This window comes from Blastococcus sp. SYSU D00868, assembly GCF_054050575.1.
Map to the genome: position 1 here is coordinate 127,394 of NZ_JBJGZO010000010.1, position 23,515 is coordinate 150,908.

General features: G+C 75.7%; 23 protein-coding genes. 9 read left to right on the forward strand and 14 right to left on the reverse strand.

Translation table 11 applies throughout. The annotated features are described in order from the left end of the window. Positions 1-4: 4 nt before the first annotated feature. The 3 genes from ACI79F_RS11455 to ACI79F_RS11465 all read right to left on the reverse strand — a co-directional run bounded on the left by ACI79F_RS11455 (position 5) and on the right by ACI79F_RS11465 (position 4,858). Positions 5-982: a DUF3048 domain-containing protein gene (locus tag ACI79F_RS11455; RefSeq protein WP_456544994.1), complete on the reverse strand. Its 978-nt coding sequence runs from the start codon at positions 980-982 to the stop codon at positions 5-7. A gap of 364 nt (positions 983-1,346) precedes the next feature. After that, on the reverse strand, positions 1,347-1,577 hold the full coding sequence (locus ACI79F_RS11460) for a ribbon-helix-helix domain-containing protein (RefSeq protein ID WP_456544993.1): 231 nt from the start codon (positions 1,575-1,577) through the stop codon (positions 1,347-1,349). Positions 1,578-1,609: 32 nt separating this feature from the next. Next, positions 1,610-4,858, reverse strand: coding sequence for a DEAD/DEAH box helicase (locus tag ACI79F_RS11465; RefSeq protein WP_456544992.1), 3,249 nt, complete (start codon positions 4,856-4,858; stop codon positions 1,610-1,612). Between the two features lie 118 nt (positions 4,859-4,976). Here ACI79F_RS11465 and ACI79F_RS11470 point away from each other — a divergent pair, with 118 nt between their 5' ends. Together ACI79F_RS11470 and ACI79F_RS11475 are read left to right on the forward strand one after the other, a co-directional pair. After that, positions 4,977-5,507, forward strand: a complete 531-nt coding sequence (locus tag ACI79F_RS11470; RefSeq protein ID WP_456544991.1) for a hypothetical protein — start codon at positions 4,977-4,979, stop codon at positions 5,505-5,507. A gap of 52 nt (positions 5,508-5,559) precedes the next feature. Continuing rightward, positions 5,560-6,627 (forward strand): hypothetical protein, encoded by a 1,068-nt coding sequence (locus tag ACI79F_RS11475; protein ID WP_456544990.1) that lies wholly within the window; start codon positions 5,560-5,562, stop codon positions 6,625-6,627. A 181-nt stretch (positions 6,628-6,808) separates the two neighbouring features. On the opposite strand, the gene ACI79F_RS11480 is transcribed toward ACI79F_RS11475, so the two are convergent. After that, on the reverse strand, positions 6,809-7,987 hold the full coding sequence (locus tag ACI79F_RS11480) for a hypothetical protein (RefSeq protein WP_456544989.1): 1,179 nt from the start codon (positions 7,985-7,987) through the stop codon (positions 6,809-6,811). Between the two features lie 166 nt (positions 7,988-8,153). Here ACI79F_RS11480 and arr point away from each other — a divergent pair, with 166 nt between their 5' ends. Next, a complete protein-coding gene (gene arr / locus ACI79F_RS11485; protein WP_456544988.1) occupies positions 8,154-8,618 on the forward strand; it encodes an NAD(+)--rifampin ADP-ribosyltransferase in 465 nt (154 codons plus the stop codon). Positions 8,619-8,732: 114 nt separating this feature from the next. Further along, a complete protein-coding gene (locus ACI79F_RS11490) occupies positions 8,733-9,998 on the forward strand; it encodes a hypothetical protein (protein WP_456544987.1) in 1,266 nt (421 codons plus the stop codon). Positions 9,999-10,030: 32 nt separating this feature from the next. On the opposite strand, the gene ACI79F_RS11495 is transcribed toward ACI79F_RS11490, so the two are convergent. Then, the gene (locus ACI79F_RS11495; RefSeq protein ID WP_456544986.1) at positions 10,031-10,615 is read right to left on the reverse strand and encodes a dihydrofolate reductase family protein; all 585 of its coding nucleotides are present in this window, start codon (positions 10,613-10,615) and stop codon (positions 10,031-10,033) included. 275 nt (positions 10,616-10,890) lie between these two features. Here ACI79F_RS11495 and ACI79F_RS11500 point away from each other — a divergent pair, with 275 nt between their 5' ends. Continuing rightward, complete coding sequence (locus ACI79F_RS11500) at positions 10,891-11,319, forward strand: nuclear transport factor 2 family protein (RefSeq protein ID WP_456544985.1); 429 nt, start codon at positions 10,891-10,893, stop codon at positions 11,317-11,319. Between the two features lie 15 nt (positions 11,320-11,334). On the opposite strand, the gene ACI79F_RS11505 is transcribed toward ACI79F_RS11500, so the two are convergent. Further along, complete coding sequence (locus ACI79F_RS11505) at positions 11,335-12,195, reverse strand: MaoC/PaaZ C-terminal domain-containing protein (RefSeq protein WP_456544984.1); 861 nt, start codon at positions 12,193-12,195, stop codon at positions 11,335-11,337. Positions 12,196-12,317: 122 nt separating this feature from the next. On the opposite strand from ACI79F_RS11505, the gene ACI79F_RS11510 reads away from it, so the two are divergent. Beyond that, positions 12,318-12,938 (forward strand): antibiotic biosynthesis monooxygenase, encoded by a 621-nt coding sequence (locus ACI79F_RS11510; RefSeq protein ID WP_456544983.1) that lies wholly within the window; start codon positions 12,318-12,320, stop codon positions 12,936-12,938. Positions 12,939-13,059: 121 nt separating this feature from the next. Continuing rightward, on the forward strand, positions 13,060-13,680 hold the full coding sequence (locus tag ACI79F_RS11515) for an antibiotic biosynthesis monooxygenase (RefSeq protein WP_456547693.1): 621 nt from the start codon (positions 13,060-13,062) through the stop codon (positions 13,678-13,680). On the opposite strand, the gene ACI79F_RS11520 is transcribed toward ACI79F_RS11515, so the two are convergent. Genes ACI79F_RS11520 through ACI79F_RS11540 form a run of 5 tightly spaced genes read right to left on the reverse strand, consistent with a single transcriptional unit; the run spans position 13,677 to position 17,822 of the window. Continuing rightward, entirely contained in the window at positions 13,677-14,087 is a 411-nt protein-coding gene (locus ACI79F_RS11520; RefSeq protein WP_456547692.1) for a MaoC/PaaZ C-terminal domain-containing protein, read from the reverse strand. The genes ACI79F_RS11515 and ACI79F_RS11520 overlap by 4 nt on opposite strands. After that, positions 14,087-14,557, reverse strand: a complete 471-nt coding sequence (locus tag ACI79F_RS11525; RefSeq protein WP_456547691.1) for an FAS1-like dehydratase domain-containing protein — start codon at positions 14,555-14,557, stop codon at positions 14,087-14,089. The genes ACI79F_RS11520 and ACI79F_RS11525 overlap by 1 nt, the downstream gene beginning before the upstream one ends. Further along, the gene (locus ACI79F_RS11530) at positions 14,550-15,662 is read right to left on the reverse strand and encodes an acyl-CoA dehydrogenase family protein (protein ID WP_456547690.1); all 1,113 of its coding nucleotides are present in this window, start codon (positions 15,660-15,662) and stop codon (positions 14,550-14,552) included. Before ACI79F_RS11530 ends, ACI79F_RS11525 begins: the two co-directional genes overlap by 8 nt. After that, entirely contained in the window at positions 15,659-16,576 is a 918-nt protein-coding gene (locus ACI79F_RS11535; RefSeq protein WP_456547689.1) for an SDR family oxidoreductase, read from the reverse strand. Before ACI79F_RS11535 ends, ACI79F_RS11530 begins: the two co-directional genes overlap by 4 nt. Positions 16,577-16,592: 16 nt before the next feature. Beyond that, a complete protein-coding gene (locus ACI79F_RS11540) occupies positions 16,593-17,822 on the reverse strand; it encodes an acyl-CoA dehydrogenase family protein (RefSeq protein ID WP_456547688.1) in 1,230 nt (409 codons plus the stop codon). A gap of 114 nt (positions 17,823-17,936) precedes the next feature. On the opposite strand from ACI79F_RS11540, the gene ACI79F_RS11545 reads away from it, so the two are divergent. Both ACI79F_RS11545 and ACI79F_RS11550 read left to right on the forward strand, forming a co-directional pair. After that, positions 17,937-18,701, forward strand: coding sequence for a FadR/GntR family transcriptional regulator (locus ACI79F_RS11545; protein WP_456547687.1), 765 nt, complete (start codon positions 17,937-17,939; stop codon positions 18,699-18,701). Positions 18,702-18,737: 36 nt separating this feature from the next. Beyond that, entirely contained in the window at positions 18,738-20,321 is a 1,584-nt protein-coding gene (locus tag ACI79F_RS11550) for a Na+/H+ antiporter (RefSeq protein ID WP_456547686.1), read from the forward strand. A gap of 14 nt (positions 20,322-20,335) precedes the next feature. Here ACI79F_RS11550 and ACI79F_RS11555 read toward each other — a convergent pair whose 3' ends face one another. The 3 genes from ACI79F_RS11555 to ACI79F_RS11565 all read right to left on the reverse strand — a co-directional run bounded on the left by ACI79F_RS11555 (position 20,336) and on the right by ACI79F_RS11565 (position 23,328). Next, complete coding sequence (locus ACI79F_RS11555; protein ID WP_456547685.1) at positions 20,336-21,733, reverse strand: DUF4407 domain-containing protein; 1,398 nt, start codon at positions 21,731-21,733, stop codon at positions 20,336-20,338. A gap of 47 nt (positions 21,734-21,780) precedes the next feature. Beyond that, positions 21,781-22,821 (reverse strand): isopenicillin N synthase family dioxygenase, encoded by a 1,041-nt coding sequence (locus ACI79F_RS11560; protein ID WP_456547684.1) that lies wholly within the window; start codon positions 22,819-22,821, stop codon positions 21,781-21,783. A 234-nt stretch (positions 22,822-23,055) separates the two neighbouring features. Continuing rightward, positions 23,056-23,328, reverse strand: a complete 273-nt coding sequence (locus ACI79F_RS11565) for a hypothetical protein (RefSeq protein WP_456547683.1) — start codon at positions 23,326-23,328, stop codon at positions 23,056-23,058. Positions 23,329-23,515 lie beyond the last annotated feature (187 nt).

Consider the following 23,515-nt stretch of genomic DNA (forward strand, 5'->3'; position numbering starts at 1 on the left):
GGGCTCAGCCGACGGCGACGGAGCCTGTCCCGGTCGGCACCAGCTCGACCCAGGTGGTCCCGGGTGCCAGCGCCACGGGATCGCCGTCGTCCAGCGTGAGGACGACGGGCTGGTCCACCGCGGACTTCGACCAGGACGCCGCCACCGTGTGCCCGCCGCTGGCGACCACCGCCTCCCCGCCGCCGACCATCACCGTCTCGGGCACGGGGTTGCCGGCGCTGTCGGTGAACGGGGTGTCGACCACGTCCACGCGCAGCACCACGACGTTGGTGGCCCGCAGCCGGACGCCGTCGGCGTCCACCGCGTCAGCCGAGCCCTCCGAGCGGAGCCACGCGGCCTCGCCGTCGCTCCAGGTCCACCGGGGCTCGGCGACCGGCGACAGCGTCAGGTCGAGCTCGGTGGCCGCCGCTCCCTCCGCCGGCGCGGTCGGCTCCGCGGAGAACACGAACTGCTGGGGCGGCGGGGCGCGGTGCCCGGCGTCGGCCTGGGCCAGCAGCGCGGCCGGGTCGACGTAGGTGTTGTGCGGCGCGCTGCGTTCGGGGGCCCGGGAGTAGCCGTCGGCGCCGGAGTCGGAGCTGACGTCCTGCAGGCCCGCCGCGCTCACCGCCTGCACGAACGGCTCCTGGCCACCCGTGAACGCCAGCAGGCCCCGCAGCGGAGCCGCGATCGGGGCGTCCATCGGGCGCACCGAGCGCACCGGCCCGATCGCCGGCGGCAGCGTGGAGTGGTAGACGGCGACGAAACGGCTGATGCCGCCCTCCACCACCTCCTCCCACACCACGTCCGCGGCGTTCAGCCCGGTCTGGGGCCGGGCGGCCGGGGAGTTCTCCACCTTCACCGCCAGCGCCGGCCGGGCCATGTCCGCCCCGGTGCTGTCCACGCCGGTCAGCGGCCACCCCTCGGCCGCGGACGTCACTGGCCCGTCGGAGCCGCCGTCCGACACGCAGGCCACCGCCACGCTGAGCAGGAAGCCGGTGGCCACGGCCGAGGCGGTCCAGCGCAGGCCACCACCGCGAGACCGACGGGGCGCGGGAGGACGGGACGGCACCAACACGCTCCTGCACGAGACGACCGGAGTCCGACTCCCCGGAGGGGCCGACGGACGCACGCTAGGCCGCCCGGCCTCCGATCGGTGTGCGCCGCACCGGGCACCTGCAGCCTGTCGTCAGCGGCCCGCGGGTCACAGCTGCAGGTGGAGGCGCAGCGCACCGTCGAGCGCGAGGACCAGGTCCTCGGACAGCTCACCGAGCACGGGGCCGACGCGCTCCACGGCCACCGACCAGGACGGCCGGGCGGCGCTTGCTCGCCTCGCTTCCCCGCACGGGCTCCAGTCGACCAGGCGGATCTCACCGCGGCGCATCGCCGAGCCCGTCACCGAGCGTCGCGCCCCACTCGACCTGATCCCCGCCGGCGGCCCACTCGTCCCACGCAGCCGCGTAGTCCGCTTCCAGCTCGGGTTGGCGCAACAGCTCCAGCGCTCTGCGGATCACGGCGGAGCGCGAACCCAGGCCGGACCGGCGGCCGTAGTCGTCGATGAGCGCGACGTCCTCGTCCGGCAGGCTGATGCCCAGCTTCACACCGTGATCCTGCCGGGGTAGCGCTGCATGGGTCAGGTGAAGAGGCCGCGGATGTCCTCGGCGGTCAGCGGGCCGGTCAGCGCGCCGTCGTCGTCCTCCATGACCCGGGTGAACAGGTCGCGCTTGCGCTCCTGCAGCGCCAGCACCTTCTGCTCGATCGTGTCAGCGGCGACCAGCCGGTAGACCATCACCGTCTTCTCCTGGCCGATCCGGTGCGCCCGGTCGACCGCCTGCGCCTCCGCGGCCGGGTTCCACCACGGGTCGAGCACGAAGACGTAGTCGGCCTCGGTGAGGTTCAGCCCGGAGCCGCCGGCCTTGAGGCTGATCAGGAACACCGGGACCTCGCCCTGCCGGAACGCGGCGACCGCGGCGTCGCGGTCGCGGGTCGACCCGTCCAGGTAGGCGTAGGGCAGCTCCTCGGCGTCCAGCCGGTCGCGCACGGTGCGCAGGAAGCCGGTGAACGAGCTGAACACCAGCGCCCGGTGCCCCTCGGCGACGACCTCCCGCAGGTGCTCGAGGAACGCATCGGCCTTGCTCGACGCGATCCCGGCGTAGGCGTCGTCCACCAGGGCGGGGTCGAGGGCGAGCTGCCGCAGCAGCGTCAGCGACCGGAAGATCGTGAACCGGTTGCGCTGCAGGTCGTCGACCAGGCCGAGCACCTTGCGCCGCTCCTGCTGCAGATGGGTGTCGTAGACCCGGCGGTGCCGGGGCTCCAGCACCACCTCGAGCACCTGCTCCTGCTTGGGCGGCAGCTCGGCGGCCACCTGCTCCTTGGTGCGGCGGCGCATCAGCGGCCGGATCCGGCGGCGCAGCGCGGCCAGCACCTCGGCGTCGCGGCCGCGCTCGATCGGCGTCCGGTAGTGCTCGGCGAACAGCTTGGGGTTGGGGAACAGCCCCGGAGCGACGATCGACAGCATCGCCCACAGGTCCATCAGGTCGTTCTCCACCGGCGTGCCGGTGATCGCCAGCTTGAACCGGGCCGGCACCCGCCGCGCGGCCGCGTAGGTCTTGGCCCGGTGGTTCTTCACCACCTGCGCCTCGTCGAGCACCAGCCCGCTCCACGGCAGGTCCCGGAACTCCGCCTCCCGCAGCCGCAGCAGCGTGTAGGAGGTGACGACGACGTCCGCGCCGTCCACCGCCTCCGCCAGCGTCGACCCGCGCTTGCGGCCGGTCCCCTCGACCGCCGCCACCCGCAGCCCGGGCGCGAACCGCGCGGCCTCCCGCACCCAGTTCGACACCACGCTGGTCGGCGCCACGACGAGCACCGGTGCGGTCAGCTCGCCGGCCTCCTGCGCCCGGCACAGCAGCGCCAGGGTCTGCAGCGTCTTGCCCAGCCCCATGTCGTCGGCGAGCACGCCGCCCAGGCCGAGGTCCCACAGCACCGCCAGCCACTGGTAGCCCTCCAGCTGGTAGGGCCGCAGCTCCGCGGCCAGCGACGCCGGCGCCGGGGGCGGCGGCGCGGCCTCGACCTCGAGCAGCCGGCCGACGTCGCGCTCCCACCGCTCGCTCTGCTCGTCGACGACGCCGACCTCGACGAGCTCCTCCCAGAGCCCGGCCTGGTAGCGGGTGATCCGCAGGTCCGGACGGTCGTCCTCCTGCAGCGCCCGCGCCTCGTCGAGCAGCCGCCGCAGTCGCTCGAACTCCGGCCGGCGGACGTCGAACCACGTGCCGCTCGGCAGCAGCAGGAACTCCTCCCCGGCGGCCAGCGCCGCGAACAGCTGCACGAACGGGATGTCCTCGCCGTCGACGGTGACGGTGACGCCGAGGTCGAACCAGTCGCCGTCGGCGGCGTCGGTGGCCGACACCCGCACGACCGGCTGGGCCTCGGTCCGCCGGTAGTCCGGCGCCTCGCCGGTCACCTCGATCCGCACCCCGGCCTCGGCGAGGCGGGGCAGCCACTCGGCGGTGAGGACGGCGGCGTCCAGGCCGGCCAGCTCCGCCTCGGCGACCGGCCGGTGCGGGCTGCCCCGCCACAGGCCCGACAGCTGGGCCGGCGGGAACGGCAGCGCCCGGACCAGCCGGTCCTCGGCCGCGGCGTCCCGCCCGGTGTCGGGGACGACGCCGGTGCCGCGGGCCAGCGGCAGCCGCCGCGTCTCCTCCCCCGTCCGGTAGAGCACCGACCAGGCCATCCGCAGCCGGTGGCCGGGCGCGTGCTCGACCTGCAGGCACAGCTGCGGCGGCGCCACCTCGGGCAGTTCCACCGTCGGGTCGGCGGCTCGCACGGGCAGCGCGCGGCGCAGCGCCGGGTAGAAGGACCGCAGGAACCGGGCGCGGTCGGCGGCCGGCACCCGCACCTGCCCGGCGGCCAGCAGGTTCTGCACGCCGCGCGGCACCCGCTGCACGGGCACGAGGACGAGCCCCGCGCCGACGGCGGGCCCCTCGAGACCGGGGACCAGCGCGGCCCCGTGGATCGGGCTGCCGAGGAACAGCAGCGACCCGACCGGCACGCGGACGCCGTCGGCCAGCTGCAGCACGGGCTCCAGGCACAGGTCGCCGCCGTCGCCGGACACGTCCACGACGAGCTCGCCCGGGTCGGGCAGCACGCGCACCGGCTCGCCGCGCTTCGTCAGCAGGGTCACGCCGTCGTCGACGGCCCGCCGCAGCGCCGGCCACAGCCCGGGGCCGGCCGTCTCCAGCAGCACCGGCGGCTCGGCGCCGTAGACGTAGCCCTCGGCGCCCCGCACCGCCTGGTGCAGCCCGAGCAGCGCGGACACGTGCGCCTGGTCGCGGGACGTGTGGCGCTCGTACGGCAGGTTCCGCCACGACACCCCGGTGCGCACCCAGCGGCTGCGCGCCCCGGGCACGAGCGGCTGCAGCCGCACCGACGCCGGCCGCCCCGCGCGCTCCTCGACCTGGAACTGCACGGCCATGGGCAGCACCGGGCGGGCGGACACCGGGTCCTCCACCAGGTCGATCAGCGCCCGCTCCCACGCCGGCGACGGGGGCGGCGCGGCGGCCGGCACGTAGGAGTCGGCCCGAACGCGCACGCCGCCGTCCTGGGCGGCGATCAGCATCGCGGCGACGTGCTTGCAGTCCGCCGCCACCGGGCAGCTGCACTGCCCCCGCCACCGCCCGGCGATCGGGTCGTACGACGCGGTGGTCTGGTAGAGCAGTCCGCCGCTGCCCGCGACGGCCGCGCTCATCCGCCGGGTCGCGACCCGGTAGTCGATGTCGAGGACCCGGCCCTCGTCGGCGTAGACAGCCCCCCGGCGCCACGCGTCGTCCCCCACCGACCGGCGGACCACCGGGTCGGCGAGCAGGGGACGCAGCTCCTCGAGCACGCAGCGAGGCTATGCGCGCCGTGCCGCCGGGGAGCCGGCTCTCCACAGCCGCCGTTGCGGCGGCCGCGCCTGTGGAAAACGTCCGGGCACGTGGTCCCGGACTGTCACGGTGCGCCGCATGACGACGACCACGCCCCTGCCGCCGCCGACCCGGCCGGCCCCCGCCCACGTGCCGATCGTGGCGCCGATCGGTGGCGCCGCCCCGGCTGCGCCCGGGCGGCTCCGCCGCCTGCTGCCCGTCGTGCTCCTCTTCGCTGCCCAGGGAGCGGGCGCCGGCGCGGCGCTCGCGTTCGGGCTCGGCGGAAGCGCGTTCCCGCTCCCGCCGCTCACCCCACGCCTGGCGATGGAGGCCGCTTTCGCCGCAGCGTGGGAGGGCGACGGGGCGGCGAGCTGGGACGTCCTCTGCGCGCAGGAGCGGCGGGAGCAGGGCCCGCGGGACGAGTACCTCCGGTCGACCGCCAGGTTCGCCGAGGTCGACGTGGAGGACCGCTTGGACTACGCCGTCATCGGCGTGCAACCCACCACGTCGGAGGGGCGTCATGGATTTGCCGTGACCGTGCTCTTCTCCGACGACGGCCGACCGGCGTTCGCCGACACGGGGTTCGTCGTCTGGGAGGACGACGGCTTCCGCGCATGCGGGGTGCTGTGAGCCGCGGGGCGCCACCATGGGGTCCCGACCGCAGACCGAGGGGGCAGGCACCGTGTCCGTCCGCGCCCGTACCGCCGTGCTCATGGCGCTGGTCGCCCTGAGCGCCGGGTGCACGGGTGACGGCGGGGACGGCGAGCCGGCCTCGGACGTCGGCTTCGGGGAGGTCCTCGGCAGCGTCGACCTCGACGACGCCGTCGGCACGAACGCCCGGACGTCCTCCCTCGCCAGCCGGCCCGGCGGCGGCGCGGTCGCGCTCCTCGACACCGTCGACGGCGGGGTCCTCGTCGACCTGCTCGTCGAGGACGGCGAGCTGCGGGCCGGCGAGGTCACCCCCGTCCGCGAGCCCGGCGCGGGCGCCGAGGTCCTGGTGCCCGCGGACGGCGTCCCGGTGGTCGTCGGCGTCGGCGGCACCGGCAGCACCCTGGAGATCAGCGCCGGCGACACGACGACCTCGCTCGGGGTGGCGCCTGACGTCCTCGCCGCGGCCCTCGCCCCCGACCAGGTGACGCTCGTCGTCGTCTCGGCCGGCCAGCAGCTGCTGACCGTCGACCGCGGCACCGGCCTCGTGCGGGCGACGGCCGACCTGGGCGAGGCGGGCACCGTCACCCGGCTCGCCGTCGGTCCCGACGGCGACGTCGCCGCGCTCCTGGCCACCGACGACGGGCAGGGCACCGCGCTGGCCCGTTTCGACGCGGAGCTGCGGCCCGTCGGCGAGCCCGTCGCGCTCGTGCCCAAGGAGCGCACCCGCCCGGCCGACGTCCAGGTCACCGCCGACGGCACCGCCGTCGTCACGCTGTCCACGGCCGACTCGGGCCGGCTGGTCACCGTCACCGACGGGGACGTCGGCCTCACCGTCGACCTCGGCCGCGCCGCCGACTCCGGTCTCGACCTCGCCGTCAGCCGGGACGGCCGCTACGCCACCGTCCCGCTGGCCGCGCTGCAGGAGGAGGCCCGCGTCGCCACCTTCGACCTGACCACCGGCGATCAGGTGGGCGAGACCGTGCTGTGCGACGGGTTCGGCAGCCTCGGCGCGACCGCCCTCTCCCCCGACGGGGACACGCTCGTGGTCACCGGCGTCTGCATCGCCGACGGCGCCACCCGAGCGTTCCTCCTCGGCTGACGCCTCGGACATCGGTCACGTGGATCGGAAGGGTCGGAGACCGCGGAAGACGTCGACGTAGGTCTCCTACCGTGGCAGTGCCCCACGGCAGGTGCCCGCCGGCACCGCCGACGATGGCGCCCCGAGCAGGCGACCACCGGCGACTTCACCCGGCGGGGGTGGCGGGCGTCAGCTCAGCAGTTCATCGACCGAGCAGCACCGCGGTGGGGTGGTAGTCGCACAGGCCCAGCGCGAGCATGTGCCCGGTGCGGGTCGAGACGGCGAGCTCGTCGAAGCGCGAGGCGGCCGGGCACGGGGACACCTCGGACAGCGTCGCACCGGAGGCCACGTCGAACGTCAGCACCGCGGCCGGGTCGACGCTGCTGGGCGTGCCGGCGTGGGCAACCTCGCCGGACCCGTCCACCACCAGGTCGGCGGGCTCGTCCGCCCCGTCGCCGGCCACGTCGACGCCGCTGACCACGTCGTCGTGGACGGTGATCAGCCGCGGGGTGTAGGTGGCGCCCGGATCGTCGATGACCAGGACCACCGGGGTGCCGTCCCCGGTCAGGGCCACGTCCGTCGGGATGCTCGGGCGGCCGGGGGTCAGCTCCACCGGAGGGGTGGTCGGCCGCAGACCGGCGTCGTAGGTCAGCAGGACGGCCGGTCGCAACTGGTCCGTCCGCGGCTCGGCCCGGCTGAGCACGGCGGTCACCCCGCCGTCCGGCCGCGCGGTGAGCCCGCCGACGAACGCGCGGGGGGCCGTCTCCACCTGCGGACCGCGCTCGAGGACGGTGCCGGCGTCCAACCCGATCGCGAGCAGGCGACTGGCGTCGTCGTCTGCCGGGGGCAGGGCGGCGAAGAGGGTGCGGCCGTCGGCGGACAACGCGGTGTGGAAGCCGCCGGAGGCGGGCAACGGCACGGCCCGCTCCAATCGCACCTCCTGCGGCGCGTCCGCGCCGGGTGCCAGGGTCGCGACGCCGAACCCGCCGCCGGCGTCCTCGCTCCTCGCCCCGGCGACGACCACGCCGCCGTCGGCCGTGGGGTGGACGTGCGCCGGAGACCTCAGCCACGGGAGCAGCCAGGAGTCGGTGGGCCGCAGGTCACCGTCGTCCTCGGCCAGCGTGACCAGCAGGCTGCCTCCACCACTGGCCCCGCTGTTCAGCAGGGCGAACAGGGCCACGAAACCGCCGCCGGGCAGTGCTGCGACGTCGCGTCCGCCCACCACGTCGGGGGCGAAGCCGGTGATGAGGTCGTAGGAGTCGAGCACCGTGGTGAACGTGCCGCCGGCCGGCGGCGGCTGCGACGGCATGCCGGGCACCGACGTGGTGCACGCCGTCAGGGACAGCAGACCGACGAGCAGGGCGATGCGGAGACGAGGCACGGAGCAGCTTCCGGACGGTGGGGGCTGACTCCGCTTCGTAGCCCACCGATGTCCGATGTGGGTGCCACGCTCGGCGGCACCTCCCCCGGAGGAGCGAGTCGACGGGCCCGCGCGCTCCTCCTCGGCTGACGACCGGCGGCGGCCCGGAGACCTACGGTGAGCGGTGATGTCCGAGCAGAACGGCACCGCCCGCGTCCCGGTGACCTACGACAACTACGCGCACGTGGCGGGCCCGTTCTTCCACGGCACGAAGGCCGCCGTCGCCGTCGGCGAGGAGCTGGTCCCCGGGTACGGCTCCAACTTCCAGGCCGGCCGGACGTCGAACAACATCTACTTCACCGCGCTGCTGGACACCGCCGCCTGGGGCGCCGAGCTGGCGACCGCGCTGGCCGGCACCGAGGAGCGCGGACACATCTACGTCGTCGAGCCCCTCGGCCCCTTCGAGGACGACCCGAACGTCACCGACAAGCGCTTCCCGGGCAACCCCACCCAGTCGTACCGCACCCGCTCCCCGCTGCGGGTGGTCGGCGAGGTCACCGACTGGCAGGGCCACGACGAGGCGACGCTGCAGGCGATGCTCGACAGCCTGGCGCGGCTGCGCGAGCAGGGCCTCGACGTCATCGAGGACTAGGCACGACCGCACGGGACCTCCCCCGCACGGGTCATCGGCGGAGCCGCCGCGCTGGGTTCCGAGACCCGGTCGGCCGATGGAGCGCTGTCCGCTCCGCCGACCGACAGGACCGCCGTGCTCCCCCGCGCCCGCCTCGCTGCCCTCGCCCTCGCCACCGTGGCCGCCGTCTCCGGCTGCGCCGGCACGGTGGACGGCACGGCCCGGCCCGCCGCCGCGGACGACGGCGCCGCCCCGACCGGCACCGCGGAGCCGGACTCCACGCAGGACGGGTCCGCCGCCTCGCCCAGCGCCCCGGCCGCCCGCCCCTTCACCACCGTCCTCGACGAGTCGCCGCTGGACGTCCTGCCCGGCTTCGTCGCCTTCTCCGCCGCGGCGCACCCGGCCGGCGGCTACGTCGCCCTCACCGGCGCCGTCGACGGCAGCGCGGACTCCACCCAGCTCATCCGCCTCTTCCCGCCGGCCGGCGCACAACCCGGCGGACGCAACGCCTGGCAGCTGCCGCTGCTCGCCTACGACGCCGACGTCGCGGTGACGCCCGACGGCACCGTGCTGGTCCTCGGCCGGTCGTCGGCGGCACCCGCCGGAGCGGACCTCGTCCTCTACGCGCTGCGCCCCTGGGACGACCGGCCGCAGACGCTGTGGGCGACGTCCTCCGAGGGCGGCCTCAAGGGCGGCTCCCTCGCGCTCTCCCCCGACGGCGCCACCGCCTACATCGGCTCCTCCTGGTTCGGGGACACCCCGGCGCTCGGCTCCTCCGTCAGCGCGGTGGACGTCGTCTCCGGTGGGGTGGACGCGCAGACCGTGCTCGACCTCGGCGTCCCAGGCGTCGTGAGCGTCGAGGCCGTGGAGGCCCGCCCGGCCGGCGGGGTCACCGCGCTCGTCGCAGTCCGCGGCGCGGACGGCGCCACCGGCAGCCTGCACGTCGTCGAGCTGGACGAGGAGCTCACCCCGGTCGACGACCCGGTCGACGTCGCACCGGACGCCACCTCGACCACCGGCTACGGGCTCGCGGTCACCCCCGACGGCGCCGCGGTCGTCGCTCTCCAGGCCACGTCCGCAGCCGACGCCGGTTACGGCCTCGTCGTCGTCCGCGACGGCGCGGTGGCCGACAGCCGCGCGCTGCCCTCGGACTGGCTCCCCGTCGACCTGGCCGTCGACCGCACCGGACGCCACGCCTACGTGCCGCTGACCCACATCGGGGCCGAGGCGACCCTCGCCGCGGTCGACCTGACCACCGGCGGGGTGGTCTCCGAGGTGCCGCTGTGCGTCACCAGCGCCTCGTTCGCGGACGTGGAGCTGGCCGCCGACGGCGAGTCGCTGGTCGCCACCGGCGTCTGCGACGACCGGGACTGGGCCTCGTCCGCCTTCCTCGTCGGCTGACCCCGGCCGCCACCGCGGGCCCGGCCGCCTCCTCAGCCGTGCAGCGTGGGCCGGTAGACCAGCTCGAGGGTGCGGCCGTCGAGCGTCCGGCTCTCGAGCAGCTCCAGGTCGAAGTCGGCCGCCCCGGCGAGGATCGGGTCGGTTCCCGTCCGGCCGGTGATCACCGGGAAGAGGGTGAGCTGCACGCGGTCCACCAGCCCGGCGGCCATCAGCGACCGGTTCATCGACAGGCTGCCGTGCGACCGCAACGGCACCGGCGACTCCTCCTTGAGCCGGGCGACGACGTCGACCGCGTCGCCGGAGGCCAGCGTCGCGTCCGGCCAGTCGAGCGGGCCCTCGAGCGTCGTCGACACCACCGTCGTCGGCATGTGCGTCATGCGGTGGTTGATCGGGTCGTCGGCCTCCGACACCTCCGCGGCGTTGCCCATGAACCCGACGAACTCCCGAAAGGTGTTCCCGCCGATCACCAGCCGCTGGTCGACCCGGTACTGCTGCATGCGGCGGTCGAGGAACTCCGGCCCCTGCTTGCCCCAGTAGCCGCCCCAGTCGCCGAGCTCGTCGTACGAGCCGAAGCCGTCGACGCTGCTGAAGACGTCCCAGGTGTACGTGGCGGTCATCGGGGCTCCTCGGGTGCGGGTCGGTCGGGTCCGCCACTACAGACCGGCGACCGCGCCCCGGCTCATCGCCGCAGCCGGGACCGCGCTGCCCCGCGCCCCGGCATGCACTCGCCAGGGGCGTCGCCCGAGGCCGCCACCGCCGGCCGACGGACGAGGACGTCTCCCCGAGGACGGAGGCGGTCCGCCAGGATCCGGTCGGCACCGTGTGGCGTGGGCGGCCGGGTCCGCCGGTGATCACGGCAGCCCCTGCACCCGCTCCCGAGGAGGTCGACCCGATGCCGACGAACCGAGACATCGTGGCGGAGGCCTTCGCCGCGTGGGCACGCGGCGACGGGCACGTCGCCGGCATCTTCGCCGACGAGATGACGTGGGAGATCGCCGGCCGGTCGCTGGCCGCGGGGACCTACGGCAGTGCTCGGCAGTTCGTCGACGAGGTCCTGCGTCCCTTCGCTGCGCGCTTCCCCGCGGACGCCCCGTTCCGTCCCGTCACCGTCCGCGGGATCCACGCCGACGGCGACACGGTCGTCGTCCTGTGGGACGGCGAGGGCGTGACGACCGCCGGGACGGACTACCGCAACACCTACGCCTGGTTCCTCACCCTGCGCGACGGGAAGGTCGTCGACGGCACGGCGCTCTACGACAGCATCGCGTTCGACGAGCTGTGGACGACCGTCCCCGCGGACCCCACGCGCGCGACGGCCTGACCCCTCCGCAGGACCTCAGGCCGCCTCCACCTCCACCCGGCCGTGCCGCAGCACTGTCTGCCCGCCCGACTCGGCCTCGAAGGCGTAGGCGTGCCGGCCCTCCCCCGCCGGCCCGGCGTCGTACACCGACACCGTGATCTCGTCGCCCGGGAACGCGTAGCGGGCGAAGCGCACCGCGATCCGCCGGATCCGGTCGGGCTCCCCGCCCGCGGCCAGCGCCACCAGGGCGCGACTGGCGATCCCGAGGGTGCACAGCCCCTGCAGGAACTTCCCGCGGTCGCCGGTCATCGGCCGGGCCGCGCGGTCGTCGACGTGGATCACCGCCCGGTCCCCCGAGGCCCCGGCGTAGCGGAAGGTCTGGTCCGCCGTCGTTCCGAGCACCATCGAGCCGACCCGCCGCGACCGCGCCTCCTCCGGGAACGTGTGGTCGGCCATCGGCCGGCCCCGGTCCCCGCCGGTCACCTCGCCGAGGTAGATCACCGACCAGAAGTGCTCGTACACCAGGTCGCCGGCCTCGTCGACGCTCGCGACGCGGTTGAACAGGTTGAGCCCTCCGCGGTTGGCGACGGCCGAGCTGACCTCCCCGGTGGTCCGCAGCACCTCGCCGGGCTTCAGCGGGCGGTGGATGTAGAGGTCGGTCTCGCCGTGCCCGGCGCTGCGCCCGCCGGCCAGCGCCTCGTGGTCGGGCCGCAGCACCGACGCCAGGAAGGGCTGCAGCCCGGGCACCACGGCGTACGTCGGCGGGACGGCGCGGCCGTCCTGGTACAGCGGGTTGTCGTCGTTGATCGCCAGCCCGAAGGCCGCGATCTCGCCCGGGTCGCTGGAGCTCTCCACCGCGGCGCTGGCCTGGCCGAACGGGATCCTCGTGGTGTCCATGCCCTCTTCCTAGCGCCTCGCCCGGGCGCCGCGGCCCCTGTCGCAACGGCCCGCACGCGAGGAGGCTGGGCTCCGCGGCGGTGCCGCCCGGGGACCGCCGCCCGCCGGAGAGGAGCGGCCCCATGTACGCACGGTCCACCACCATCCGCGGCAGCACCGCGGCCATCGACGCCGGCATCGCCTTCATGCGCGAGGAGGCCATGCCCACGGTCCTGGAGATGCCCGGCTGCATCGGCCTGTCCCTGCTCTGCGACCGGGACACCGGCCGCTGCATCGCCACCTCGGCCTGGCAGGACGAGGCGGCGATGCGCGCCAGCGAGGCGCAGGTCCACCCCCTGCGCCAGCGGCTCGTCGGCGCCTTCGGCGGCGAGCCGGAGGTCGCGGAGTGGGAGATCGCCGTCCTGCACCGCGAGCACGCCATGCACGACAGCGGCGCCGCGCGGCTGATCTGGGGGCAGGTCGAGGGCACCGGCATGGACCGGTTCGTCGACGCCTACAAGCGCACCCTCATGCCGCGGATCGAGGACCTGCCCGGCTTCTGCAGCCTCAGCCTCTTCGTCGACCGGGGCAACGACCGGGTGGTCGGCACCGTCACCTTCGACGACCGCGAGCACCTGGACCGGTCGCGGGAGCCGGCCCGGGCGATGCGCGAGGAGTTCACCGGCTCCATCGGCGCCCGGGTCCTCGAGGTCGCCGAGATGGACGTCGCCCTCGCCCACCTGCGGGTCCCCGAGACCGTGTAGGCGACCGGCCCGTCCGGGGCCCGGGCGGACGCCGTCGGCGGCGACGGCGTCCGCCCCGCCTGGTCATCGGCGCGGACGGCGAGGACGCTGGTGACACGCAGGCACCGCCGGGAGGAGCGCGATGTACGCCCGATCCACCACCATCCGCGGCCTCGCCACCGCGATCGACTCCGGCGTCGCCTACCTGCGCGCCGAGGCCCTGCCGGCCGTCGAGCGGATGCCCGGCTGCGTCGGCGTCTCCCTGCTCGTCGACCGCGACACCGGCCGGTCCGTCGCCACCTCCGCCTGGGCCGACGAGGAGGCCATGCGGGCCAGCGCGGAACTCCTGCACCCGATGCGCGGGCGGCTGCTGGCCAGCTTCGACGCCGAGATCGAGGTGCAGGAGTGGGAGATCACCCTGCTGCACCGCGAGCACACGATGCACGACCGCGGGGCGGCGCGGCTGACCTGGGCCCGCGTGACCGGCGGCCGGATGGACACCTTCGTCGACGCCTACCGCGCCAGCCTGCTGCCGCGGATGCAGGCACTGCCGAACTTCTGCAGCCTGAGCCTGCTGACCGACCGCGCGACCGACCGGGTGGTCAGCACCGTCACCTTCCACAGCCGCGTCGCCCTCGAGGCGGTGCGCGACCGCGCCCGGATGATGCGCGACGAGTTCACCGGCTCGGTGGGCGCGCGGGTGCTGGACATCGCCGAGACCGACGTCGTCCTCTCCCACCTGCGGGTGCCCGAGCTGGTCTAGGGCTCCAGTGCCGCCGTCGCCGTCCCGGTGACGACGTCGCGGCCGTCCTGGTTGGTGGTGCGGACGGCGAGCTCCACCGAGTCCTCGTGCACCGCGGTCACCGTCATCGTGGTGACCAGGGTGTCGCCGGGCCAGACCTGCCCGCGGAACTGCACGCCGAAGCTCAGCAGCGCCCCCTCCCCCACCCAGTCGGTGAGGGCGCGGCCGGTCATGCCCATGGTGAGCATCCCGTGCGCGAACACCCCCGGGAAGCCCGCCACCCGGGTCGCGAACACCTCGTCGGTGTGCAGCGGGTTGTAGTCCCCCGACGCACCCGCGTACATGACGATCTGGGTGCGGGTCAGGTCGTCGACCACCGTCGCCTCCCGCGTCGCGCCGACCTCGACGTCGCCCCGCCGCAGCGCCATCACGCCTCCCCGACCGGCGCCTGCGACGGCGTCACGGCGACCGCGCGGGCGGTGACGACGAGCTCGCCGGCGGCGTCGCGGTACTCGGTGACGAACTCGGTGAACCGCAGCGTGCCGCCCCGCTTGCCCTCCTTGGTCCACTCCCCGCCCGGCCGGCTGGACGCGGTCAGCACGTCGCCCGCGCGCACCGGCCGGTGGTAGGTGAAGTGCTGCTCGGCGTGCAGCGTGGAGGCGGCCGCGCCGCCGCCCCCGCCGTTGGAGCCGGCCGTGCCGCTCGGCGTCCGGCCCGACCCGAACCACGGTTCCCCCGGGGCCGGGCGCAGCGGGTGGGTCGGCTCGAACTGCGCCCCGGCCACCACGAACGTCGGCGGCGCGAGCGCCTCGGGGTCGTAGGCGGCGTCCGGGTCACCGATCGCCCGCCGGAAGAGGAGCACGTGCCCGGCCTCGACCGGGAACTGCCGCTCAGGCATCGGCCACCACCCGCATCAGCGCCTCCCGGTGCTCGGCCGGCGACCCGAACAGCAGCTGCGCGCTCTTGGCCCGCCGGTAGTACAGGTGCGCCGGGTGCTCCCAGGTGAAGCCGATCCCGCCGTGCACCTGGATGTTCGACGCCGCCGCCTCGAAGTAGGCGTCGCCGCAGAAGGCGGCGGCCACCCGCGCGGCCACCGGCAGGTCCGGGGAGCCGGCGTCGGCGGCGGCCAGCGCGGCGGCCGCCGCCACCCGCATCCGCTCGACGTCGATCAGCATGTCCGCGCACCGGTGCTTGATCGCCTGGAACGACCCGATCGCGCGACCGAACTGGTACCGGGTGCGGGCGTGCTCGGTGGCCATCTCCAGCACCCGCTGCGCCCCGCCGACCTGCTCGGCGGCCAGCGCGGCCAGCGCCCGGTCCAGCAGCGCGGCCGCGATCCGCCCGCCGTCCCCGGCCTCGCCGACCGGCGTCGCCGGCGTCGCGTGCAGCTCCACCCGCGCCTGGCGGCGGGTGAGGTCGAGGGTCTCCAGCGGCGTCCGGGACAGCCCGCCGGCGCCGCCGTCGACGGCGAACAGCGCCGGCTGCCCGTCGCAGGACGCGACGACCAGCAGGACGTCGGCGGTGGCCCCGTCCAGGACGCCGTCCACCGTGCCGTCGAGCAGCCAGCCCCGCGGGCCCTGCAACGCCCGGCAGGCGACGGAGTCCCCGGGCCGCAGACCGCCGACCGCCACCCGCAGCCGCCCGGCCGCGATCTCCGGCAGGTACGCGGCCTGCGCCGAGCCGTCCCCGGACAGCAGCAGCGCCTGCACCCCGAGGACGACGGTGGAGAGCAGCGGCGCCGGCAGCAGCGCCCGCCCCGCCTCCTCCAGGACGACGCCCAGCTCGGCGAGGCCCGCACCCGACCCGCCGAACTCCTCGGGCACGGTCAGGCCGGTCACCCCGAGCTCGCCGGCCAGCCGCGCCCACACCGTGGAGTCGAACCCGGCCGGCGAGTCGGCGATCCGGCGCACCTCGGCCTCCGGCGCGACCTCGGCCAGGAACGCGCGCACCGACCGGCGCAGGTCCGCCAGGTCCTCGGCCGAGGGCGCCACGACGGCGGTCATCCCCAGTACGGCCGGTTGAGCTGGAACTCGACGTCGGCGAAGCGGGCCGCCTCCTTCTCCAGCTCCGCCACGGTCCAGCGCTCGTCGGTCTTGGTGATCGCGTCGACCACCGCCCACGGCTGGAACAGGTGCACCCCGCCGCCCTGCACGAAGAAGACCCGGCCGGTGATCGGGCAGTCCCGGGTGGCCAGGTAGGCGACGAACGGCGAGACGTTGGCCGGGTCGTAGGGGGCGAAGGTGCCGTCGCCGTCGGGCGGGCCCTCGTCGGGCAGCCGCCCCTCGACCGGCTGCTGGGTCAGCCGGGTCATCGCCGCCGGCGCGATCGCGTTGACCCGCACCCCGTACCGGCCCAGCTCCTCCGCGGCGATCATCGCGAAACTGGCGACGCCGCTCTTGGCCGCGCCGTAGTGGGTCTGCCCGACCATGCCGAACAGCCCGGACACCGACGTCGTGCACACCACCGACGCCTCGACCGGCTCGCCGGCCTTGGACTTCGCCCGCCAGTGCTGCGACGCGTGGTGCAGCGGCGCGTAGTGCCCGCGCAGGTGGGTGCGGACGACGGCGTCCCAGTCGTCCTCCGGCAGGTTGGTGATCATCCGGTCGCGGAGGATGCCGGCGTTGTTGACCAGCACGTGCAGGTCGCCGAACTCCTCCAGCGCGGTCTGCACCAGCCGCTGCGCGCCGGCGGAGTCGGCGACGTCGTCGGCGTTGGCGACCGCCTCGCCGCCGGCCGCGCGGATCTCCTCGACCACCCGCTGCGCCACGGCGGGGTCGCTGCCCTCGCCGTGCGGCGAGCAGCCCAGGTCGTTGACGACCACCCGCGCGCCCTCGGCGGCGACCAGCAGCGCGTGCTGCCGCCCGAGCCCGCGGCCCGCGCCGGTGACGACGGCGACCCGCCCCTCCAGTGCTCCCATCAACCCTCTCCCCGGCTCAGGAACGCCCGCCGCCGACCCGCAGGTCGCGGAAGGGGACGTCGCGGTCGACCGCGGGCTCGCGCGGCAGGCCCAGCACGCGCTCGCCCAGGATGTTCTTCATGATCTCCGGCGTGCCGCCGGCGATGCTGTTGCCCGGCGCGCCCAGCAGCGCCTGCGTCCAGCGCTGGGCGTCCGGGTCGTCGGCGGCCCACGCCTGGCCGGCGGCGCCGAGCACCTCGAGCCCGACCTCGGCGGCGTGCCGGGCCAGCTGCGCGCCGGCCAGCTTGGCCACCGACCCCTGCGGGCCGGGGGTGCGGCCGGCCTTCACGTCCTCGCGGATCCGGCTGGACAGCAGCTCCAGCAGCCGCTCCTCGACGAACACCGACGCCAGCGACTGGCGCAGCACCGGGTCGCCGAGGCCGCCGCGGCGCCGGGCCAGGTCGGCCAGCGCCGCGAACTCCCCGCCGCCCAGCCGCCGGCCCAGCCCGCCGCCGCCGGCGCCGATCGACACCCGCTCGTTCATCAGCGTGGTGATCGCCGCCTGCCAGCCGCGGTCGATCTCGCCGACGACGGCGTCGCCGGGCAGGTGCACGTCGTCGAAGAACACCTCGTTGAAGTTCGCCCCGCCGCTGATCTGCCGCAGCGGCCGGATCGTCACGCCCGGCGCGCGCATGTCGACGACGAACATCGTCAGGCCCAGGTGCTTGGGGACGTCGGGGTTCGTCCGCGCCAGCAGCAGCCCGAAGTCGGAGTAGTGGGCGCCCGACGTCCACACCTTCTGGCCGTTCACCACCCAGTCCTCGCCGTCGCGGACGGCGCGGGTGCGCAGCCCGGCGACGTCGGACCCGGCGCCGGGCTCGCTGAACAGCTGGCACCACACCTCGTCGCCGCGCAGCATCCGGGCCAGGTGCCGGTCGCGCTGCGCCTGGCTGCCCTTCTCCAGCAGGGTCGGCGCGCACATGCCCAGCCCGATCAGCAGCGGCAGCGTGGGGACGGCGTAGGGCTCGGCCTCCTCGTTGAACGCCAGCTGGTGCGCGGTGGTCAGCCCCTGCCCGCCGTACTCGACCGGCCAGGTCAGCCCCGCCAGCCGCGCGTCGAACAGCGCCGCCTGGAACCGCCGCGCGAGCTGCACGCCGTCCAGCGACTCGTCGCCGCCCCCCGCCGTGAGCTGCACGTTCGCGGCGAACCAGGCGCGCACCCGGGCGCGGAACTCCTCCAGCGGCTCGCCTGCGGTGGCCTCGGTCACACGGCGGAAGCTAGCGAGACGGGCCGTCGCCGTCCAGACCCCGGACCGGATAATCCTGTAGACGATTCTCCGCGTCGTACCGGTCTGCCGGGGATCGTCCCTATGCTGCGCGGCGTGGTCCGGCCGGTCGACAGCACGCCACTCGAGGGCTGGGTGCGGGTGCCCAAGACCGCCGAGGTCGTGGCCGACGTGCTCCGCCGGCAGATCGTCCGCGGGGAGCTGGCCGAGGGCGACCTGCTGCCCGCCGAGCCCGCGCTGATGCGCCGCTTCGGCGTCTCCCGGCCCTCCCTGCGGGAGGCGCTGCGGGTGCTGGAGTCCGAGGGGCTGGTCGCGGTGCGCCGCGGCGCCCGCGGCGGGGTGCGGGTGTGCCGGCCGAGCCTCGCCGTCGCCGCCACCCACCTCGGGCTGCTCATGCAGGTCGAGGGCGTGACGCTGGCCGACGTCTTCGGCGCGCGGGTGGCCATCGAGCCCGTCGCCGCCAGGCTGCTCGCCGGCTCGCCGGACCGGCAGCGGGCCGTCGCCGAGCTGCGCGAGCTGCTGGCCCGCGAGGGGGACGTCGTCGACGACCCGGCCGCCTACGCCGAGGCGACCACGACGTTCCACCGCCGGCTGGTGGAGGCCTCGGGCAACAAGACCCTCGCGCTGCTGTGGGGCGCCCTGCACGAGGTGCTCGCCGAAGAGATGCGCGACCTCACCGACCCCTCGCTCGTGGCGCCCAAGCGGGCCGGCCGGGTGCGGGTGGTCGGGCGGCTGCTGGAGCTGGTCGAGGCCGGCGACGAGGACGGCGCCGGCGACTTCTGGCGCGAGCAGCTGCTTCGGGTCAGCCGCGGCGTGCTGCGCCGGCACGGGGGCAAGACGGTGGTCGACGTCCTCGGCTGAGGCGTCCGCCGCGGACCCGGCCTAGTCTGCGAGTCCGTGCTCGCGCTGGTCGTCACGGTCGTCTTCAGCCTCACCGTCATCGTCGGTCAGACGGTGGGCGCCCGGTACAGCGTCGCCCCGCCGGTGCTGCTCATCGTGTCCGGCGCCGCGCTCGGCCTGATCCCCGCGCTGGGCGAGGTCGAGCTCGAGCCCGACGTCGTCCTGCTGCTGTTCCTGCCGGCGATCCTCTACTGGGAGAGCCTGAACACCAGTCTCCGCGAGATCCGCGCCAACCTGCGGGTCATCGTGCTGTCGGCGGTGGTGCTGGTCATCGCCACCGCGGCCGCCGTCGCCGGCGTCGCCATCGCGCTGGGCATGGACCCCCGCGCCGCCTGGGTGCTCGGCGCCGTCCTCGCCCCGACCGACGCCGCGGCCATCGCCGGGCTGGCCAAGCGGATGCCCCGCCGCACCCTCACCACGCTGCGCGCCGAGAGCCTGATCAACGACGGCACCGCGCTGGTCCTGTTCGCCGTCGCCGTCTCGGTCGCCACCGGGGAGGGCGACGCCACGCCGCTGTTCCTCGGCGGGGAGTTCCTGCTGTCCTACGGCGGGGGGCTCGCCGCCGGCCTGCTGACCGGCTTCGCCGTGATCGGCGTGCGCCGGCACCTCGACGACCCGCTGCGCGAGGGCGCGCTGAGCGTCGTCACCCCGTTCGCCGCGTTCCTGCTCGCCGAGCTGGTGCACGCCAGCGGCGTGGTCGCGGTCGTCACCGCCGGGCTGCTGCTCAGCTGGGCCGGCCCGCGGGTCATCCGCGCGCGGTCCCGGGTGCAGGCCTACGCCTTCTGGGACCTGTCGACCTTCCTGGTCAACGGCTCGCTGTTCGTGCTGGTCGGCGTCCAGGTGCCCGGCGTGGTCGAGGACCTCCAGGACGGCCGCAAGCTGCACGCCCTGTGGGTCGCCCTGGTGCTGGCCGGCGTCGTGGTGGGCACCCGGCTGGCGTGGGTGCACGTGACGGCGATGGTCATCCGCACCCTGGACCGGCGGCCGGAGCAGCGGCTGCGCCGGGCCACCTGGCAGGCCCGGACGGCAGTCGGCTGGGCCGGCTTCCGCGGCGCGGTCTCGCTGGCCGCCGCGCTCGCCGTCCCGGAGACCATCGGCGGCGGCGAGCCGTTCCCCGACCGCGACCTCATCGTCTTCACGACCGTCGTGGTCATCCTGCTGACGATCGTCGTGCAGGGCGTGACGCTGCCGGCCGTCGTCCGCTGGGCCCGCCTGCCCGAGGACACCGCCCGCGCCGATGAGGTGCACCTGGCGCGCACCCGCGCGTCGGAGGCCGCGCTGGAGGCGCTGCCCCGGGTGGCCGCCGAGCTCGGGGCGGACGGCGACCTGCTGGCCCGGGTCCGCGCCGAGTACGAGCAGCACGCCCGCGACCTGGAGGTCGAGTACGCCGCGGACGGCGACGGCGGCAGCGAGGAGCGGGAGCTGGACCGGCAGCTGCGGCTGGGCCTGCTCGAGCACAAGCGGCGGGCGGTCATCGCGCTGCGCGACGCCCGCCGGATCGACGACATCGTGCTGCGCGAGATCCAGGCGCAGATGGACATCGAGGAGGTCCGGCTGCTGGGCCCCGCGCCCGCCGACTGATCAGGCCCGTCGGATCAGGCCGTCACGCCGGGACGGCGGCGGGCGCCGCGCACCGTCCGGGCGGCGGTGCGGGCCAGCCGGATCGGGCCGGTGTCCCACAGCGCGCGCAGCGGGTCCTCGCCGGCGGTGGCCGGCGCCTCGGCGGGCGCGGGCGCCGGGGCCGGCGGCGGCTGCTGGGCGGCGGCCGCCGCGGCCATCGCCGCCCGCCGGCGGGCCAGCACGGCCTGCTTCTGCCGGTCCACCCGCTCCTTCTCGGCCAGGACCAGGAGCTCCTCCTGGGCCTGCGCGATCTCCAGCCTGGAGCGCTTCTGCAGCTCCTCGACCTCCACGTCGCCGCGGTCGCGCAGCGCGGCCAGCTCGTCGTAGGCCGACGGCGGGCCGAAGTTCAGCAGCAGCTTGACCAGCACCGGCAGCATCTCGACGCAGAGAAACAGCAGAGACAGCATCGTCTTGGCCGCCCACAGGGTGCCGTTGCGGTCGCTGAGCCGGTCCAGCGCCTCCAGCCGCAGCAGGATGCCGCCGGAGCCCTCGTTGGTGGCGTCGAACTGGGCCTGCAACCGGTCCTGCTCGGCGGTCAGCCGCTCCAGCTCGGCGCGGTCGGTGGCCAGCGAGGACTGCGCCAGCGCGAAGCTGCGGTCCGCGGCGTCGCCGGCGGCGGTGCGGGCGTCGTCCAGGGCGGCCCGGGCGGCGGTCACCGCGCCGGCGGCGGCGTCCGCGGCGGCGCGGGCCTCCACGTAGGCCTGGCCGGTGCCGGCGTCCCCGGTGCCGCAGGTGCCGTCGAGCTCGCACTGGGCGCGGGCCTGCAGCTGCTGATGGGTGGCGACGGCGGCGTCCAGCGCCGACTGCTTGGCGGCGACGTCGGCCTGCACCGCCGTCAGCGCCGGGTCGGCGGCGCCGCCGGTGGCCACGATCTGCTCCTCGAGGGCGACCTGCGCGGTCAGCTCGGGCAGCCCGGCGAACCGCGCGTCGGCCTCCAGCGAGGCCCGGTACTCGTCGGCCGCCTCGGCCTGGATCGTGACGATCTCGGTGTCGATCTCCTTGTGGAAGACCTGCAGCGTCAGCGGGGTCGCGATGACCACGCCGAGCACGAGCGCCAGGCCCAGCCGCGGGATCGCCAGCGCGATGTTGCGCCCGACCGACGCGTCGTGGGCCATGCCGACCAGCAGCATCCGGTCCAGGTTGACGACGACGAAGCCCCAGCCGAGCCCGATCAGCGCCGCGACCGGCCACCACACGCCCAGCGCCATCGCGACGGCGAAGGCCATCGACAGGACCGCGAGCCCACCGGTGCTCAGCAGCACCCCGCCGAGCGCCACGAACCGGGGCCGCGCGCCGGGCGAGGCCTCCAGCAGCTCCGGCCGGGCCCCACCGAGCGTCGCGAGGGAGTCCCCGATGCGCCGTCGTCTCGCCATGCCCTCCTCATCGGCAGTCCGGAGCGGTCACGGAACGGTGACGGCGGCTACTCCCGGCCGGCGAGGAGCCGCTCGGTCTCCCGGCCGGTGTTCCGGTTGCGGACGCCGGCCCGCGAGCCGGCCAGCTTCGCCGTCAGGTGCTCGCCGACGGTCACCGGCAGGTAGCGGTCGGGGTGGTCGGCGTCGACGCACTGCGGCAGCGTCTCGATCACCGCGTCGAGGTCGCCGTCGCAGAAGAAGGCCGCCGACCGGCGCCGGCGGATGGTGCCGTCGACCACCGGTGGCTTCACCCGGTGCAGGGTGGACAGCCACCGGTCGTTGGTCCAGCGGCCGGTCAGGTCACCGAGGTTGACCAGCAGCGCACCGTCGGCGGGCTGGACGTCGTGCCAGACGCCGTCGCCGCCGAGCACCTGCAGGCCGGGCACCTGGTCGGCCCACAGCACGGTGACGATGCCGTAGTCGGTGTGCGCGCCCATGCCGGTCAGGTCGGCGTCCGGACCGACGGTGCCCGGCGGGAGCGCGTAGTCGTTCATCCGCAGGACGTCGACGGAGTGGCCGAGGTGGGCGTCGAAGAACCCCTCGGGCAGGCCGAGCGCGTCGGCCGCGACCCGGGTCAGCGTGCGGGCCACCCGGCGCGCCTCGGTGAAGTAGGCCCACACGCGCGGCTCGAAGCCGGGGACCTCGGCCGGCCAGAGGTTCTCCGCGTAGTGGTCGGCGGGCAGGTCGTCGCGGCCGTAGGTGGAGCGCGCGGCGCCGACGTTGAACGCCTCGAAGAAGTCGTTCATCCGGGCCGCGGACTCGACGCCGAGCGAGAGGGACAGCGACTCCGACCGCGGCGGGGTGTAGCCGCGGTTGACCTCCGGCGGCGTCCGGTAGGCCCGCTTGGTCGCCGGGTCGAGGGCGAAGAACTCGTCCATGGCGCCGGTGAGGCCGTCGATCACCGCGTCGGGCACGCCGTGCCCGACCACCTGGACGAACCCGACCCGGCGGCAGGCCAGGTCGAACGCTTCCGCGACCGCCGCGCGCTCGGCGGGGCCGCCGCCGGCGACGTAGGGACCGATGTCGACCACGGGCACCTCGAAGCTCACGCGCCCGACGCTAGGCGGACGGCGTTACGCCGCTGTGTCCCCGGCGGCGGCGGGAGGTGACAGGTCGACCTCGTCGTCCTCCGTCTGTGCCCACCCGGCGTGGGCACAGACGGAAGAGGCCGGGGGCACCGGGGGTCCCGCGCTGCTCCGCCTCTGCCCACTGGGGGTGGGCAGAGGCGGAGCATGCTCGGGGGAACCTGCGGTGGCGGCGGCTCGCGGGCGGGGCCGGCCGGGTCAGCGGAAGGCGGTCAACACGTTCTCCGCGATCCAGTGCAGGCCCTCGAGGTGGCCCTCCAGGGTGTCCGGGGCGTCGGCGAGCGACGGCACGCTGGTCCAGGTCACACCGAGCTCGCCCAGCTTGCCGACCTCGTCGACGATCTGCTGCGCGCTCGTCGGCCGGAACGCCGGCGGCTGCACCGTGTGGTTCGGACCGATCCGCGGCTGCACGAGCGGGTGGTTGACCTCCAGCGGCCGGCCGTCGCGCAGGTGGGCCACGGAGTCGAGCATCCCCGGCAGCTGCTCGGGCTCCTCCAGCCACGGCCCCCTGCCCAGCAGCCCGCCGGCCGGCGCCCAGCCGTCCCCCTCCCGGGGCGCGCGGGGGCGCGGCGCCCCCGCCCCCCCCCCCCCCCACCCCCCCCGGGCCGGGCCGGGCCCCCCCCCGGGGGCGTACAACACAGCAGGGAAAACCACCCCA